The organism is Halomicrobium katesii DSM 19301 (assembly GCF_000379085.1).
GTDB classification, from domain to species: Archaea; Halobacteriota; Halobacteria; order Halobacteriales; family Haloarculaceae; genus Halomicrobium; species Halomicrobium katesii.
Window position 1 is genome coordinate 1,069,324 of sequence record NZ_KB905378.1, and the last position, 12,611, is coordinate 1,081,934.

Annotated in this window: 11 protein-coding genes; 5 read left to right on the forward strand and 6 right to left on the reverse strand. The window is 64.0% G+C overall.

The window, feature by feature from the left end; all coding sequences use genetic code 11:
• Positions 1-4: 4 nt before the first annotated feature.
• Positions 5-646: a divisome-positioning GTPase DipA gene (locus HALKA_RS0105670; RefSeq protein ID WP_015761793.1), complete on the reverse strand. Its 642-nt coding sequence runs from the start codon at positions 644-646 to the stop codon at positions 5-7.
• Positions 647-1,714: 1,068 nt separating this feature from the next.
• On the opposite strand from HALKA_RS0105670, the gene HALKA_RS0105675 reads away from it, so the two are divergent.
• Entirely contained in the window at positions 1,715-3,265 is a 1,551-nt protein-coding gene (locus tag HALKA_RS0105675) for a Cdc6/Cdc18 family protein (protein WP_018257066.1), read from the forward strand.
• A gap of 115 nt (positions 3,266-3,380) precedes the next feature.
• On the opposite strand, the gene HALKA_RS0105680 is transcribed toward HALKA_RS0105675, so the two are convergent.
• Positions 3,381-4,028: a S24/S26 family peptidase gene (locus tag HALKA_RS0105680; protein ID WP_018257067.1), complete on the reverse strand. Its 648-nt coding sequence runs from the start codon at positions 4,026-4,028 to the stop codon at positions 3,381-3,383.
• Positions 4,029-4,112: 84 nt separating this feature from the next.
• Here HALKA_RS0105680 and HALKA_RS0105685 point away from each other — a divergent pair, with 84 nt between their 5' ends.
• The 3 genes from HALKA_RS0105685 (at position 4,113) to HALKA_RS0105695 (ending at position 7,528) form a co-directional block, all read left to right on the forward strand.
• Complete coding sequence (locus HALKA_RS0105685; protein WP_018257068.1) at positions 4,113-5,696, forward strand: DNA-directed DNA polymerase II small subunit; 1,584 nt, start codon at positions 4,113-4,115, stop codon at positions 5,694-5,696.
• Between the two features lie 133 nt (positions 5,697-5,829).
• A complete protein-coding gene (locus tag HALKA_RS0105690; RefSeq protein WP_018257069.1) occupies positions 5,830-6,102 on the forward strand; it encodes a hypothetical protein in 273 nt (90 codons plus the stop codon).
• Positions 6,103-6,232: 130 nt separating this feature from the next.
• Entirely contained in the window at positions 6,233-7,528 is a 1,296-nt protein-coding gene (locus HALKA_RS0105695) for an O-acetylhomoserine aminocarboxypropyltransferase/cysteine synthase family protein (protein WP_018257070.1), read from the forward strand.
• Here HALKA_RS0105695 and HALKA_RS0105700 read toward each other — a convergent pair.
• The 4 genes from HALKA_RS0105700 to HALKA_RS0105715 all read right to left on the reverse strand — a co-directional run bounded on the left by HALKA_RS0105700 (position 7,525) and on the right by HALKA_RS0105715 (position 12,009).
• Complete coding sequence (locus tag HALKA_RS0105700; RefSeq protein WP_018257071.1) at positions 7,525-8,001, reverse strand: hypothetical protein; 477 nt, start codon at positions 7,999-8,001, stop codon at positions 7,525-7,527. The genes HALKA_RS0105695 and HALKA_RS0105700 overlap by 4 nt on opposite strands.
• Positions 8,002-8,046: 45 nt before the next feature.
• Positions 8,047-8,679: a phosphoserine phosphatase SerB gene (serB, locus tag HALKA_RS0105705; RefSeq protein ID WP_018257072.1), complete on the reverse strand. Its 633-nt coding sequence runs from the start codon at positions 8,677-8,679 to the stop codon at positions 8,047-8,049.
• Positions 8,680-8,763: 84 nt separating this feature from the next.
• The gene (locus HALKA_RS0105710; protein ID WP_018257073.1) at positions 8,764-10,977 is read right to left on the reverse strand and encodes an ATP-dependent DNA helicase; all 2,214 of its coding nucleotides are present in this window, start codon (positions 10,975-10,977) and stop codon (positions 8,764-8,766) included.
• A gap of 60 nt (positions 10,978-11,037) precedes the next feature.
• Positions 11,038-12,009, reverse strand: coding sequence for a cation diffusion facilitator family transporter (locus HALKA_RS0105715; protein ID WP_018257074.1), 972 nt, complete (start codon positions 12,007-12,009; stop codon positions 11,038-11,040).
• 53 nt (positions 12,010-12,062) lie between these two features.
• Here HALKA_RS0105715 and HALKA_RS0105720 point away from each other — a divergent pair, with 53 nt between their 5' ends.
• On the forward strand, positions 12,063-12,566 hold the full coding sequence (locus tag HALKA_RS0105720; RefSeq protein ID WP_018257075.1) for a metallophosphoesterase: 504 nt from the start codon (positions 12,063-12,065) through the stop codon (positions 12,564-12,566).
• The last annotated feature ends 45 nt before the right edge of the window (positions 12,567-12,611 follow it).

A 12,611-nucleotide genomic window follows, 5' to 3' on the forward strand; every position in this document is an offset into this window, starting at 1 on the left:
ACGATCACCCGAAGTACTCCGCGATCTTGTCGTACACTTCGTCCATGTTGTCTCCTTCCAGGGCCGACAGCGGAATCGTCTCGTGTTGTGGGAACGCGTTGCGGATCCGCTGGACCGACGACTCTTCGAGGTCCGTCTTGTTCGCCAGAATCAGGACCGGCAGGTCCTGGCTCTCGATGATCCCGATCAGCATGGTGTTGACCTGCGTGAACGGATCCGTCGAGGAGTCGAGCACGTAGATGACGCCGTCGACGTCCTCGCGGAGCCAGTGCATCGCCTCCGCGACCCCCTCGGTGGCCTCCCGCGAGCGACGCACGGCGTCGTCTTTCTCCATGTCGTGATCGAGGAACTCCTCGTAGTCGACCTTCGTCGTTACGCCCGGCGTGTCGACGATGTCGATGTTGACCGTCGCGCCGTTGCGCTCGATCTCGATGTCCTCTTTCCGGCGCGCGCGCCTCGTTTCGTGTGGAATGTGACTCTCGGGGCCGACGGCGTCACCGGTCCAGTCACGGGCGATTCGGTTAGCCAAAGTCGTCTTCCCAGCGTTCGGCGGGCCGTAGATACCGATACGCTTGGGGTTCTCTTCCGAGAACAGCGTCGATGCCGCGCGTGAAATACTGTCTTTGAGATCTGTGAGCAGTCCCATCCTCGTTCCTCCCGCCCGAACGTCCGTATTCGGGGGCTTGAGCGTAGTAGAAAGGCGAATTCACTTAAGGCTACGTCAGACAACCATACCAGAATTGATAGTACATCGAAAGATACAGCGAGAAAACCTGTCGAGAAAACGCGACGGGGACGAGACAGATGAGACGTGAGGGGCTGGGTCAGTGCTGGCGTGAATGTGTCGAATGGTACCAATTCGAGAGCGGAATACAACACCCCCACCCCTTCGTTTCGAGTGGAACACCACAACCCCCCGTGGGGACCAGCGGGAGAGACGGGGCTCGCGCGGGAAATTCATGTGTGGTTCGCGCGGGAGGTTTCATCTGAAACGTCACTAGAGAGACGTGAGAACGTGTAGAACAGCGTCTAGAATACTAGATACGACTAATTATATGTCTCTGTTTCTAGTGCGGTTTTGGTTCGCACGTATTATATATAAGTCTTCTCTTATCTAGTGAGACCTCGACAGACTGCCGTACCCCCCACCCCCCTCTTCAACCCGTTCCACCCGAAACGAAGGGGTGGGGGAGGGGAGATTCGTGTACACCCTCCCAAAATCCCACTCGAAGCCGTTCATTTCTTGCTAACACTTCTCTTACACCTCCTCTCGAACACACCCGACAGTACAGATCCCCGTCCGTTTCTGGTCCGCCCGCTCCCATCCGCGGGCTCCCGTCCGCCCGCTTCCGTCCGCCGACCGTTCTCACTGTCGACACCCACCTCACCGTCGAGTGTGAATACGTCACGAACGTCTCCGTCTCGGGGGAATGCCTGCAGAACGGGACAGCTATCCACATCACGAAGGTACGGTGAAGCTGCCGTCAGTAACGACAGAGACACGAATCGGGGACCCGACGTAGCGCTGGATCGACACGAGTCTCCGTTCCGACCGAAATGTTTAATATCGAGTCACCCACGGGTTCTTGTGGTTCAACTGGACTCGCGCCGCTCGGCGAAATCCGCGTACAACGTCTTTCCGAGCGGTCTCGGTCGCGATTCCACACTGCGCACCGGTCTTTCCACCTGAAACGAGGGGGTTGTCACCACGACTATGGACGAGACAGGAAACGACGCCGACCCGAACACGCCGGATCGAGAGTCCTCAGAGGAGACCGACGACGACCAGCCCGACCGCGACAACTTCGGGACGGACCTCGACGACGTGGTGCTGGACGACATCGACACGGGCGAGGACGGGGCCACCGACGAGGCGTCCCGTGGCCTCTTCGACGACCTTCTCAGCGGCGAGCCGATCTTCGAGAACAAGGAAGTTCTCCGTCCCTCGTACACGCCACACAAGCTCCCACACCGGGAAGAGCAGATCAACAACATCGCGACGATCCTCGTCTCCGCTCTCCGTGGGGACACGCCCTCGAACATCCTCATCTACGGGAAGACGGGGACCGGAAAGACTGCCAGCGCCAAGTTCGTCAGCGAGGAGTTGGAGACGACCTCACAGAAGTACGAAGTCCCCTGTATGGTCGAGTACATCAACTGCGAGGTGACCGACACGCAGTATCGCGTCCTCGCACAGCTCGCCAACAAGTTCATCGAGCAGAACCGGACGTACATCGGCGATCGCATCGAGGAACTCGATACGCTTCGCGAACGCGCGACCTCGAACCCGGACGAGAACCCACTCGCCGAGACCGACTTCGCGACCGTCGACGAGATCGAGGCGGAGATCGAACGGCTCGAAGCCGATCGCGCTGAGTTCGAGGAAGTGCCGATGACCGGGTGGCCGACCGATCGGGTGTACAGCTCGTTTTTCGACGCCGTCGACTACCACGAACGCGTCGTCGTCATCATGCTCGACGAGATCGACAAGCTCGTCGAGAAGTCGGGCGACGACACGCTGTACAACCTCTCCCGGATGAACTCCGAGCTCGAACGCTCGCGGGTGTCGATCATGGGCATCTCGAACGACCTGAAGTTCACCGACTTCCTCGATCCCCGCGTCAAGTCCAGCCTCGGCGAGGAAGAGATCGTCTTCCCGCCCTACGACGCCACGCAGCTCCGGGATATCCTCGATCACCGCTCCGACGTGGCGTTCAAGTCCGACGCACTGACCGACGACGTGATTCCGCTCTGTGCCGCCTTCGCGGCCCAGGAACACGGCGACGCTCGGCGGGCGCTCGACCTGCTCCGGACGGCCGGCGAACTCGCGGAGCGGGACCAGACCGACTGCGTCGAGGAAGACCACGTCCGACAGGCCCAGGAGAAGATCGAACTCGACCGGGTCGTCGAGGTGGTGCGGACGCTGCCGACCCAGAGCAAGATAGTCCTCTTCGCGATCATCCTCCTGGAGAAAAACGGCGTCCACAACATCAACACCGGCGAGGTGTTCAACATCTACAAGCGCCTCTGCGAGGAGATCGACGCCGACGTGTTGACCCAACGTCGCGTCACCGACCTCATCAGCGAACTCGACATGCTGGGGATCGTCAACGCCGTCGTCGTCTCGAAGGGACGCTATGGCCGGACCAAAGAGATCAGCCTCTCGGTTCCCATCGACGAGACCGAGGCCGTCCTGCTGTCGGACTCCCGGCTCGGTGACATCGAGGACGTGCAACCGTTCGTCCAGGCCCGGTTCGACAACTGACCGATCGGCACGCTCGCTCGACTCGAAACGAAGGGGTATCGCGCCGCTCGACACGCTCGTTCGCCCTTCTCTCTACAGGCGCGAGAACACCGCCGACTCGCTCGTCTCCCGACGATCAGGCCAGCGCTCGCTGGAGCTGGAGCCGGATGTTGCCCAGTAGTGGCACTCTCGTCTCGGCGGTCCCGACGACCCAGGACTTTCGGACCGGATCGCAGGCACCGGGGCCACAGCTCGGCAGCCCGTTGACCTGGTCGTAGCCGGCGTTGTTGTCGCCTTTCGTCACGAAGCCGGCCGAGTCGGCCGGGCAGTTGCGCAGTTCCTCGCAGCTGTCGGCGTCGATGTAGGCGGGATCCGCCTTGTCGTACCAGTTCTCGCTCTCGTTGACCCAGAACATCGCTCGGTGTATCACCGGTGTCCTCGCACTGTCGCCGTCGGGCCGGAAGACGATCACGTCGCCGTCGTTCTGGAACGACCTGTAGCCGGTGTCAGCGCCGCGGTTCGCGGGCACGACGCCGGTGTCGACGTAGGCACCGTCTCCGGCGAACCGGTCCTCATCCATGACGAAGACGAGGTCGCCGGTGTCGATGTGTGGTTCCATACTTCCGGACTCGATCGCGACCAGCGGCGGCCACACGCCGCTGATCGCGAACAGCAACAGGCCGACCGCGACGACTGCGCCGGCACTGCTGACGAGATCGAACAGGTAGACGAGCCCGCCCGGTTGGTCGTCGTCGGGCGGGTTCGGACCGCGTGGCTCGCTCATCGTCGTAGAGTGCGTGGAAACGACGTATCAACCTTCTGTCTCGGAGTTCGCTAGCCTTTTCTCGACTGGTGCCTAGCTGTCTGTGTGCCCCTGGAGACGCCGGCCCGACTCGTGAGCGAACTCGCCAGCCGTGGCTACAACGCCGAACGCGAGGCGGTGACGCTGCTCGCCGACGCCTCCGATCCGGACGTGGCTCTCGACCGTGCACTGGAAACGATTCCCGAGGACACGCTCGTCCTCTCGGCCGATCACGTTCGAACGGCCCTGGAGAGCGAGCACGACGCCGACGGTGGCCGATCCGGGAACGAGACGCGTCCGGCCGACACGACGAACCCGGCGGACACGGACCCCTCTGTTTCGACTGGAACTGGCCCCACCTCGTCGACCGATTCCGGCGGGTCGACTCCAGTCGAAACGGAGGGGTCTTCGACGGCTCGCTCGGTCCGCTCGTCCGATCCCGACCAGCGATCGATCGAGGTCCACAACGACATGACCGGTCAGTCGACCGGAACGGGCGAGTACTCGGATTTCGTCTCCGTCTTCCGGGACCGCTACGAGAAGCTCTCGAAGCAACTGCGCGGGCGCGTGAACCACCGTCCCACGAACGCGCTCGAACGGATGAGCGGCGGCGAGGAAGCGGCCATCGTCGGGATGGTCTCGGACATCCGCTCGACGGCCAGCGGTCACTGGCTGATCGAACTCGAAGACACCAACGGCACGTTCCCGTGTCTGGTGATGAAAGACCGCGCCATCGCCGACCTCGTGCAGGAACTGCTGTACGACGAGGTGATCGCCGTCGACGGGACGCTGGCCGACGACGGCGGGATTCTCTTCGTCGACTCCCTGCACTTCCCCGACATCCCACGGACGCACGACCCCTCGACGGCCGACCGGCCGGTTCAGGCGGCGCTGATCTCGGACGTCCACGTCGGCAGCCAGGAGTTCATGGCCGACGCCTGGCACCGCTTTGCAGACTGGCTCCACACCGAAGAAGCCGCCAACGTCGAGTACCTGCTGTTGGCCGGCGACATGGTCGAGGGGGTCGGCGTCTATCCCGACCAGGACGATGAACTCGACGTGGTCGACATCTACGAGCAGTACGAGCGCTTCAGCGAGTACCTCAAGGAGATCCCCGGCGACATCGAGATCCGGATGATCCCCGGCAACCACGACGCCGTCCGCCTCGCCGAGCCCCAGCCGGCTTTCGACGAGGAGCTTCGGGACATCATGACGGCCCACGACGCCCAGGTCCACTCGAACCCCGCCCTCGTGACGATCGAGGGCGTCACGGTCCTGATGTACCACGGCGTCTCGCTGGACGAGGTCATCGCGGAGTTGCCCGACGAGAAGGCCAGCTACGACGAGCCACACAGGGCGATGTACCAGCTCCTGAAAAAGCGCCACGTCGCGCCCCAGTACGGCGGTCACACCCGACTCGCACCGGAAGACCGGGACTACCTCGTCATGGAGGAAGTGCCGGACGTGTTCCACACCGGCCACGTCCACAAGCTCGGGTGGGGGAAGTACCACAATGTGCTGGCGATCAACTCCGGGTGCTGGCAGGCCCAGACGGACTTCCAGAAGAGCGTCAACATTGATCCCGACGCCGGGTTCGCGCCGATTCTGGATCTGGATACGCTGGATATGACCGTCCGGAAGTTCTCTTGATGACTGTTACCTTTTACTAAATTTGCTGATAATTCGAGTCGGTACTGTGATTGCCTCGACCGCCTCCAGTAATTTCAACTGATGATCAGATGCGGAACCTATATTTAACCATCGTTCAATCCAATCGATATCTATGTTCGAACTGGCAGGGCTTCGGGAACACAACGCGGTACAGGCGACTGTCGTGCTTGTGGCGTGTATCCTCGTTGCCGCGTACTTCCTGTATCTGGTGCCCGTGATCGGGATCGCGTTACTGTATCTCGGCATCTCGTGGTATCGAACGGGAGAACCTGCGAGAAAGAGAGCGGGCCTCATCCTCGTCACTGGTGGTGCGGTCCTGCTAGCGGTGTCTCCGGTCGTCTACGCTGGACTCACACGACAGCCGGGATTCGAGATGGTTCGGTAGTTCACGTAGCCTTCTTTCCCGAGTTGAACGCGTTCGCCGTCCATCCGAAATACCGCCGCTATCCCGGACAGCGAGCGGGATCTACCGCTGTCACCGGGACTTAAGACGAACTGGGCAGACGTGCAAACGTATGAGCGACGACGACCGCGGATTCGAGACCGACGCACTGCACGTGGGACAGGAAGAACCGGAGTCGCACGCACGAGCGCGCGCACCCCCGATCTACCAGACGACCTCCTACGTCTTCGAGGACGCCGAGGACGCGGCGGCACAGTTCGGCCTCGAAAAGCCCGGTCACATCTACTCGCGGCTGATGAACCCGACCACGGGCATGTTACAGGAACGTATCGCTGCACTCGAAGGCGGGGTCGGTGCGGTCGCGACCGCTTCGGGGATGGCGGCGCTGAACCTCGCGACGTTCCTGCTCGCCGACGCCGGTGACAACATCGTCACGGCGTCCTCGCTGTACGGCGGCACGTACACGTACTTCACTCACACCGCACCGCGCAACGGCGTCGAGGCCCGCTTCGTCGACACGCTGGACTACGAGGCCTACGAGGAGGCCATCGACGAGGACACGGCCTACGTCCACTGCGAGACCATCGGCAATCCGTCGCTGGTGACACCGGACTTCGAGCGACTGGCCGACATCGCCCACGACAACGGCGTCCCGCTGTTCGTCGACAACACCTTCGCGACGCCGTACCTCTCGAACCCGATCGAGCACGGGGCCGACATCGTCTGGAACTCCACGACCAAGTGGATCCACGGCCACGGCACCACCGTCGGCGGCGTCCTCGTCGACGGCGGGAGCTTCCCGTGGAACGAGCACGCCGAGAAGTACCCGGAGATCGCCCAGGACAACCCCGCCTACCACGGGATCAACTTCGACGAGACGTTCGGCCCGGCGGGGCTCACCTACGCCGCCATCGCTCGCGGACTGCGCGACATGGGCAACCAGCAGTCCCCCTTCGACGCCTGGCAGACGATCCAGGGCCTCGAAACCCTGCCCGTGCGGATGGAACGCCACTGCGAGAACGCGATGGCCGTCGCCGAGCACCTGGCCGACCACCCCGAGGTCTCGTGGGTCACCTACCCCGGACTCGACGACCACGAGACCCACGACAACGCCAGCGAGTACTTAGACGGTGGCTACGGTGGGATGATCACGTTCGGACTGGAAGACGGCTACGACGCGGCCCGGGGCACCGTCGAGTCGACAGAGATCGCCTCGCTGCTGGCAAACGTCGGCGACGCGAAGACGCTGATCATCCACCCCGCCAGCACGACTCACCAGCAACTCACCGACGAGGAGAAGCAGGCCGCCGGCGTCACGAACGACCTCGTTCGGCTCTCCGTGGGTCTGGAGTCGGCCGACGACATCATCGCAGACCTCGATCAGGCGATCGAGCGGGCGACGCGCTAGAGGCCACTCAGCACGCCCGCCGCGCCGGCCACCAGCGGCACCAACACGAGCAGATACGCCGCCGCCGAGACGGCCCAGTCACGGGTGATCGTCCGCACCCGCTGGCGGGCCAAGCCCGGGCGCGGGAGGACGACGACGGCGAAGAACACGACCATTAGGACGAGCAGGACGACCGCGGTCAGCAGGTACGTCACCACGCCGTCGCCGAGGACGTTCCCGACGAGCAACAGTAGCGTCACGTATAGCGGCCCGGTGAGCCAGCCCGCGACGTGGTGGACGACGGCGGCGAGGCGCTTCGGCGCGGTGTCGGGGTCCTGCTCGGTCAGGACGCCCGACGCGACGAACGGCGGCGTCTCACCCTCTGGCAGGCGAGCCATCACCACGTCCATCGCTCTGGTCGCGAGCATCCCGGCGACGACGCCGAAGGTGATCAGTAGCGCCACTCCCGGTGAGACCGACGAGAGAATCGTCATACCAGTGGATGGGGTCGCCACCGACTTTGAAGCGATACCAAACGACTACAGCACGCTCTCGCCTTCCAGCAGGTCGGACAGCTCGGCCATCGTCTCGACGATGGTGTCACACGAGGGGGCGACCGCGGGCTTCGGGTCGAAGCCGACGGCCAGTCCCGCCACTTCCAGCATCGGGAGGTCGTTTGCTCCGTCGCCGACGGCGATCGTGTCGTCGCGGTCCTCGCCGACGACCGTCGTCACGATGTCTAAGGCGTCGTCCTTGGTGCCCTCGATGAGCGGCCCCTCGACTGCGCCGGTGAGTTTCCCGTCGGCGACGGGCAGGCGGTTGGCGACGATCGCGTCGACCTCTACCCCCTCGGCTTCGAGTGCAGCCTCGACGCCGCGTTCGAAGCCGCCGGTGAGGATACAGACGTAGACGCCCGCTTCGCGCAGGGCCTCGATCACGTCGGCCGCGCCGGGGCGAAGCTCGACCCGCTCGAACGCCGCCTGTGCCGTCTCGTCGTCCATTCCCTCCAACAGGGCACACCGCTGGTAGAGGCTCTCCGCGTACTCGATCTCGTCGTTCATCGCCCGCTCGGTGATCTCGGCCATGTCCTCGGCCGTGTCGTTCTGATTGCCCAGCAGGACGGTCATCTCCGAGTCGGAGAGCGTCCCGTCGAAGTCGAAGGCGACTAGCATTGGCAGACGGTTTCTCGCGGAGGGTTTCAAAGGGTCCGGTTTCGAGTGGAGCGGTCGCGGATCGACGGGTTCGGTCGCGACGGGCTACGGCGTCGGCGGTGGCCCGTCGTAGCCGTCCACGTCCTGGTAGAAGTTCAGCATCGCGAACTTGAGCTTCTCGGGATCGATATCGATCATCTCCGCGCGCTCCTCCGGCGGGAAGGTTCCCCGCACCGCGTAGTCGTGCATCTCCATCTCGGCGGCCTCGGTGTAGCGCCGATCCAGCAGGATGCGGACGCCGAAGTCCTCGGGCGAGCGGACCACGCGGCCAAGCGCTTGCCTGGTCTTGCGGATCGTCGGGATCTCGACGGCGTAGTGCCAGCCCGCCTCTTCGTCGTCGCCGAAACTCATCGCGTAGGCGTTCTGGACGGCGTCCATCCGGTCGTCGAGGTGGGGGTAGGGGACGCCGACCACGACGACGGTCCGGGCGTCGTCGCCGTCGTAGCTCACGCCCTCGCCGAGTGTGCCCCACAGCGACGTACACAGGAGCGCGTCGTCCCGATCGACGAACGAGTCTCTGAGGTCGCGGGCCTGCGTTCCGGGCTCGTCGAGGTACTGCTTCCCGTCTACGTCGACTCGCTCGTGGTATCGTTCGGCCTCGGCGTAGCTCGGGAAGAAGGCGAGCGTGTTCCCGGGCGTCATCTGGGCGGCGTCTTCCAGCACGCCAGCGACGGCGTCCTGGGTCGACGGATCGTCGCGTTCGCTGGAAAACAGCGCGGGGCCGTCGACGGCGTAGGTCCGTCGGCGTTCCTCGGGGAACTGCTCGCCGTAGGCCATTGCCTCGGCGTCGGCCAGTCCGAGCACGTCCTGGGTCACGTCGAAGGGTCGCAACGTCGCGCTCATCAGCACCGACGCGTGCAAATCCGAGAAGAGGTCCCCGGTCACGTTCGAGGGGATGCAGGTGTACAGCTCCGCCCGACCGTAGATGTCGCCACTCTCTTCCCGGCGTCGGACACTCACCACGGGGTACTGCCCGAGATCGTCGCTCTCTTCGAGCCACACCGAGAGGAACTGGGCCGCCTGCAGGGTCTGACACTCCTTGCGCGTATCGAGGTCGCCCTGCTTGAACGCCTCCTCGTACTGCTGGTCCAGCTCTCGGCCCAGTTCCAGCGCCTGCTCTAACTCCTCGTGGAAGCCTGGGCCGCTGTACTCCTGGAGGAAAGCGAGTGTCAGCTCGTCTCGGCGGTCGTCGTTGGCGATCGAGAGGTCGTACCAGTGGTCCTCGACCTGCTCGCGCTCGCCGAAGCCGAACGCCTCGTCGTAGGTCGTCCGCAGGGCCCGCAGGAAGGTCGCGAGCACGTTGTGAGCGGCCTCGCTTCTCGCGCTTTCGCCGCCCGACGCTCCCTCCTCGCTCTCGGCCAGTTCGTCGATGGCGCTCTCGACGGTCGTCTCGGTGAGGGTCCGGCGAGCGTGGTCGCGGGCGGCGTTCTCGACGTTGTGGGCCTCGTCGAAGACGGCGACCACGTCCTCCGGGTCCCGGCCGAGCCACCGAAAGAACTGTTCGCGGATCATCGGATCGAGCAGGTGGTGGTAGTTACAGACGACCAGATCGACGCCTTCGATGCCCTCCTTGAGCAGTTCGTAGCCACAGAGCCCGCGGTCGTGGGCGTACTCGTACACGTCGTCGGGCGTGCGAACGTCTTCGTACAGCCAGGCGTAGAACTCGGTCGTGTCCACGGTGAGGTTCCGGTAGTAGTGATCGCAGATCGTCGCGTCCGTCTGTAGCTCTTCGAGGTCTTCTTCGACCGCCTGGAGTTCGTCCATGACGGCGTTGCGGGCCTCTAGCGCGTTCTCCTGGTTCCCGCCGTCGCTGGGGCCTTCGGTGGCCTGGTCGAGCAGCTCGCTCTCCTGGCGTTCCAGCTCGGCCCGTTCGCGCTCCTTGTCGACCAGGTCTCGGGTGGTATCGCGGAGCGCCTGACACTCCTCGTAGTCGACGTCGATGTGACACATCGACCCCTTGCCACGGAAGACGACCGCGCGGATCGACTCCTGGGCGGTGATCGCGCGGGCGTCCGCGACGAACTGACGCATCTGCTGGTGGACGTTGGTCGTGATGACGACAGTCTTGTCTGCCTGCCGAGCGTACTCCAGTGCCGGCACCAGCGAGGCCAGCGTCTTGCCGGTCCCGCAGGCCCCCTCGAAGAGCACGTCACGACCGTCGGTCAGCGCGTCGTAGATGCCGCCCATCGCCTCGCGCTGGTGGTCGTAGGGCTCCTCGTAGGGGAAGAAACGCAGATAGTCGTCGTCGGTCGTCGCCACGTCACTCTCTTGGCCGCTATCGGGCAAAAGGGTTCGGCTCGGAACGAATGCGGTCGCGTCTCAGCGTTCGGGCTCGACGTAGACTTTCCCGATGTCGGGTTCAGCTGCCCGGAGCTCCTCCTCGATGGCCGTGATCTGCGCGTCCATCTCGTCTGTCTCCAGTCCGTCCTCGAACTGCACGTCTGCGGTCACCAGCACGTTCCGTGGCCCGAAGTACACCGTCCGGAAGTCGACGAGCGAGTCGACGCCCGAATGTGCGGTGACGATCCCGCGCAGTTCCTTCTCGACGTCGGGCTGGAGGCTCTCGCCGAGGATGAGCCGCTTGTTCTCCCAGGCCAGCGCCAGCGCGAACCCCATCAGCATGAGCCCGATCAGCAGTGCGGAGAGCTGGTCGAAGACGGCGTTGCCGGTGAGCTGTTCGAGCGTGATGCCGGTCAGCGCGATCACGATCCCCAGCAGCGCGATGGTGTCCTCGGTCAGGGCCGTCAGCGTGGTCACGTCGCTGGTCTTGCGGAACGCCTCCCGGTAGCTGGTCCAGTCGTGGTCGTCCATCTGGCGCTTCATCTCGGCGCGGGCCTTGTACAGCGCCCACGTCTCGAAGACGAAGGCTCCGATCAGGACGGTGTAGTTGACCCAGACTGGATCCAGCCACCCTGGCGGCGTGTAGCTCAGAAAGAGGAAATCGACCGTTTCTCCCGCGTGCTGTCCGCCGCCGTGGCCGCCGCCGGTGAGCTGACTGTAACCGTGTTTGGCGCTCTCCCAGCCGGCGATCCCGAAGAGGAACACCGAGACGAGGAAGCTGTAGAAGAACTGTGACTTGCCGTAGCCGAAGGGGTGTTGCTGGTCGGCGCTCCGTCCGCTGAAGCGAATGCCGATCAACAGGAACACCTGGTTCCCGGTATCGGAGATGCTGTGGTACGTTTCCGACAGCATCGCCGCGCTCCCGGTCAGGAGAAAGCCACCGAACTTCAGGATCGCGATCGCACCGTTCGCGATCAACGCCGCGAGGACGACCGACTTGCTTCCAGCCATTGTCTACGCGCTCTGGCGGCCCCAACTAAGTGTTTCTGGAACGGAACAGCGATATGCTCGCGATCATCTCGGACACGCACGGTACCGACGACCACCGACTCACCGGTCGGACGCTCGACGCCGTCCGCGAGGCCGAGGTCGTCGTTCACGCCGGTGACTTCACGACCGAACAGGTCTACGAGGCCATCGCGGCCGAGGCCGAGACACTGGTGGCCGTCCAGGGCAACAACGAGACGGCCCCACTGCGCGAACGACTGCCAAGCGTTGCGACCGTCGAGTGGCACGACCGGCGGTTCGTCGTCGTCCACGGACACGAGCACAGCGAGACGGCGCTGTCACTGCTGGCTCGTCAAGAGGCTGCAGACGTGGTGATCGCCGGCCACTCACACCGGCCGGAACTGTCGACCTCGCTCGGCCCGTTGCTGATCAACCCGGGGAGCTACGCCGATCCACGGCGGTATCGCCCTGCACACGCAGAAGTGGTGGACACTGGAAGCGAGTTGCGAGTAACGCTGTACGAGCCCGACGGAACGACGATAACGGAGGTGTGCCAGTGAATCTGGACTCACCAGCGTCGACGGATCGTGTGTCAGTCTGGTCAC